General features: G+C 30.2%; 3 protein-coding genes. All 3 read right to left on the bottom strand.

Annotated elements, in window-relative coordinates; translation table 11 throughout:
- A partial coding sequence (locus EZH24_RS08865) for a type 2 periplasmic-binding domain-containing protein (RefSeq protein WP_201798583.1) occupies positions 1-575 on the bottom strand: 575 nt, incomplete at its 3' end.
- Between the two features lie 32 nt (positions 576-607).
- The gene (locus EZH24_RS08860) at positions 608-2254 is read right to left on the bottom strand and encodes an ABC transporter permease (RefSeq protein ID WP_137998802.1); all 1647 of its coding nucleotides are present in this window, start codon (positions 2252-2254) and stop codon (positions 608-610) included.
- A complete protein-coding gene (locus EZH24_RS08855; protein ID WP_137998801.1) occupies positions 2251-3363 on the bottom strand; it encodes an ABC transporter ATP-binding protein in 1113 nt (370 codons plus the stop codon). The genes EZH24_RS08860 and EZH24_RS08855 overlap by 4 nt, the downstream gene beginning before the upstream one ends.
- Positions 3364-3496: the final 133 nt, after the last annotated feature.

Below are 3496 nucleotides of genomic sequence, written 5' to 3'. Positions count from 1 at the left end.
GTAGTTGTCTCCAAACCAGACGAAGTGGTATCTGGAGCCGCCAATATTATCTTGCCTTGTAAAGCTGGATTTATTAAATCCGAATAACCTTCTATTTTGACGCCTAATTCGTCTCTTAATAACGGATTAACGACTAAACACATAACTTGAACATCATAAAATGTATAATATCCAGATTTGTCGTGATAAAGTTGCTCTTCATCGCATATAGAAGTATAAGGTTCTAAAATATCATGATACATGTTGCCATCGGATTCAAATAAACCGCCTATTATAACATCGGCTTTTGAAGCCTTGTCGCCTCGTATTCTTGTAACTAATGTTCCGACAGAATCAGCTTGTATTTCAATTCTGCAATTTGGATAATATTTATTCCAAATTTCCCTTAATACATCTTGCTGGGTTTCTTCCATAGTCGTATAAACCGTAATGACGCCCGTCACTTCGTCTTCCGATTTTACATAGTATGGTCTCTCTCCAACACTTGCCCTTTTATCATTATCTGATTTTGCGCCACATGACATAATAGATAACGATGCCAAAACAATAAATAAAATTGTTTTTACTACTTTCATTTTTTTTCTCCTTGTTTTAATTTTTATAAAATTTATATTTTTACATCTTCAAGTTTTGTAGATTTCAAATAAATTATCAAACATATTACAGTAAAAATCATCGTAATAGTCGCAAATACCGCAGCCACTCCGTATATTCCTCCCGTAATAGCCGAATATGTGCTAATCGTTAAAGTTATAGTCCTATTATTATATAAAATAACGCCAGACGACATTTCCGTTATTATAGAAACCCAACTTAAAACAGCGCCAGATATTATGCCGTTAGTCATCATAGGAACTGTAATATTAACAAAAGTTTTTGATTTTGACGCTCCCAAACTTATAGCGGCTTCCTCTATACTTTCTGGTATTTGCATCATAGTCGCCGTTGCCGACCTGCTCGTAAAAGGCATTCTTCTTATAACGAGCGCTATTATCATAATAAACAATGTCCCCGTTAAAATTAAAGGATATTTACTGAAAGAAACTATTAACGATATACCGATAACCGCGCCAGGCATAATATAAGGAAGCATGGATATTGTATCTATAGTATTATTTAAAATATTATTTCTTCTTACTACAAGATAAGCTATAAGAACCGCTATGATTATTATAATCGCTAATGTCACCACGCTTATTATTAAAGTATTTCCTATGGATGTAAATAACGCTTTTTCTAAAGCTTTACTATAATTGACTAAAGAATAACCAGGACGCAATATGCTATTTCTATAATTTCTGAAAGACATATTTACTATATATAATTGAGGTAGTATAGAAATACCGACTAATACATAACAAAATATATGCATAAGTATCGAATTAATTTTATTTGCGCTTTTTATTTCTATAGGATGCAATGAATTTATAGTAAACTTAAATTTATTTGTAATGACTTTTTGAATTATAAATATTATTGCGGTTACTAAAATTGCTATAACGCTAATTGCGGCTGCAAAATGATAATTCGAACCGTTTTCGCCCAAATATTGAGAATAAATGAGAACGGGAAAAGTAGAATAACCTCTGCCTATTAAAATTGGAGTTCCAAAATCGGCAAAAGACCTCATAAAAACTAATAAAGCCGCCGCAAGTATTGTAGGCATTGTAAGAGCCATTATTATATTGAAAAATCGGTTTAAACCTTTGCATCCTAAACTTTCGGACGCTTCCAATAAAGAATTATCTATATCTCTAAAAGCTCCGTTCATGTATATAACGACTAAAGGAAAAAGTTTTAAAGATTGAACAAATACTATTCCCCAAAATCCGTAGATAGTTATTCCTCTTATTCCAAAAGACTTCAAAATATCAGTAAAAAGCCCAGAATTTCCAAAAAGTAAAATCCATGCATAAGCTCCTATAAAAGGAGCGGACATTGTGCATAATAAACATAATATAAAAAGAACTTTCTTGCCTTTCAAATTAAAAAAAGAATAAAAATAAGAAAAAGGTATTCCAAGTAACAAGCTTACAATCATAACGCAAACGGCTATTTTTACGCTATTAATTATCGAACTCCAATAATAATATTCGCTAAAAAATGTTTTAAATCCGTTAAAAGAAATTCTACCTTCGGTATATATAGCCTCTTTTAATAAGTTAAACAATGGGTATAACAAAAATATTATAAACAATATTAGTAAGATTATTGACACTAATGTCCAACTATCTCTTTTTGCATTGTAATTCATATATTATTTGAAACTCCTTCCATTATGCTTAAAGAATTTTCAGAATCGAATATATTAATTTTTTTCTCGTTTAGAGATATTAAAACATTACTGCCGTTTGGTATTATTTTGTCTATGCTTGATTCCATAATAACCTCAACATCTTCTTGCGTTTCTAAAGTAACAAAATAATGAGTATTTAATCCTAAAAATACGCTGTCTTTAACTATTCCTCTAATTCCATTTTTAGAATTATAATCTTGGCTTATATGCAATTCTTCAGGTCTTGCGGAAACTATTACCTCTCTTTCTTTTAATTCGTTTTCAAGTATATTTGAAAGATTTATTTCATACCCATTTAAAAAACTAATTATGGCATCTCCATTGTTTACTAAAAGTTTAGCCTTTAACAAATTAGATTTTCCTATAAAACTTGCCACAAATAAATCGGAAGGTCTTTGATATATATCTTTAGGTTTCTCTATTTGATGAATAACACCATTTTTCATAACCGCTATTCTATCCGAAACAGCCATAGCTTCTTCTTGGTCATGTGTTACATAAACCGTAGTAATTCCGACTTCTCTTTGTATATTTTTAATAGCCGCTCTCATTTCTACTCTCAACTTTGCATCAAGATTAGATAAATGTTCGTCCATTAAAAGCACATCTGGTTTTATAACCAAAGCTCTTGCAAGCGCCACTCTTTGCTGTTGTCCGCCAGATAATTTATTTGGCATACTATCGGCATACTGTTCTACATGAACTATTTCTAAAAATTTATTCGTTTCTTTATCTATAGCTTCTTTAGACATTTTTCTTTGCTTCAAACCGAATTCGACATTTTTTCTAACCGTCATATTTGGAAATATAGCATAATTTTGAAAAACCATTCCTATGTTACGTTCTCCAGGCGATATATCGTTTATCTTTTTATCGTTAAAATAAAATTCTCCGCCTTCTATACTGTTAAAGCCAGCTATCATTCTTAAAAGAGTCGTTTTTCCGCAACCTGACGGTCCTAAGAGAGTAAAAAATTCGCTATTTTTTATTTCTAATGAAAGATTTGGTATTATTATATCGTTTCCGAATTTCTTTAATGCATTTTTAATTATTATATTTACGCTCATAAATTATAGAATTCTAACTCCTTTAATTTAATTTCTTTATTAAAAATGTTTAAATAAATACTTCTTGCCGAACAAAATTTAATAAATTCAAAAAAGAATTTGAATAAATTTTTAATAAACAAATAGAATAATA

It is taken from the genome of Brachyspira catarrhinii, from assembly GCF_005518285.1.
GTDB lineage: Bacteria > Spirochaetota > Brachyspiria > Brachyspirales > Brachyspiraceae > Brachyspira > Brachyspira catarrhinii.
This window is presented reverse-complemented; position numbering and strand designations above follow the sequence as displayed.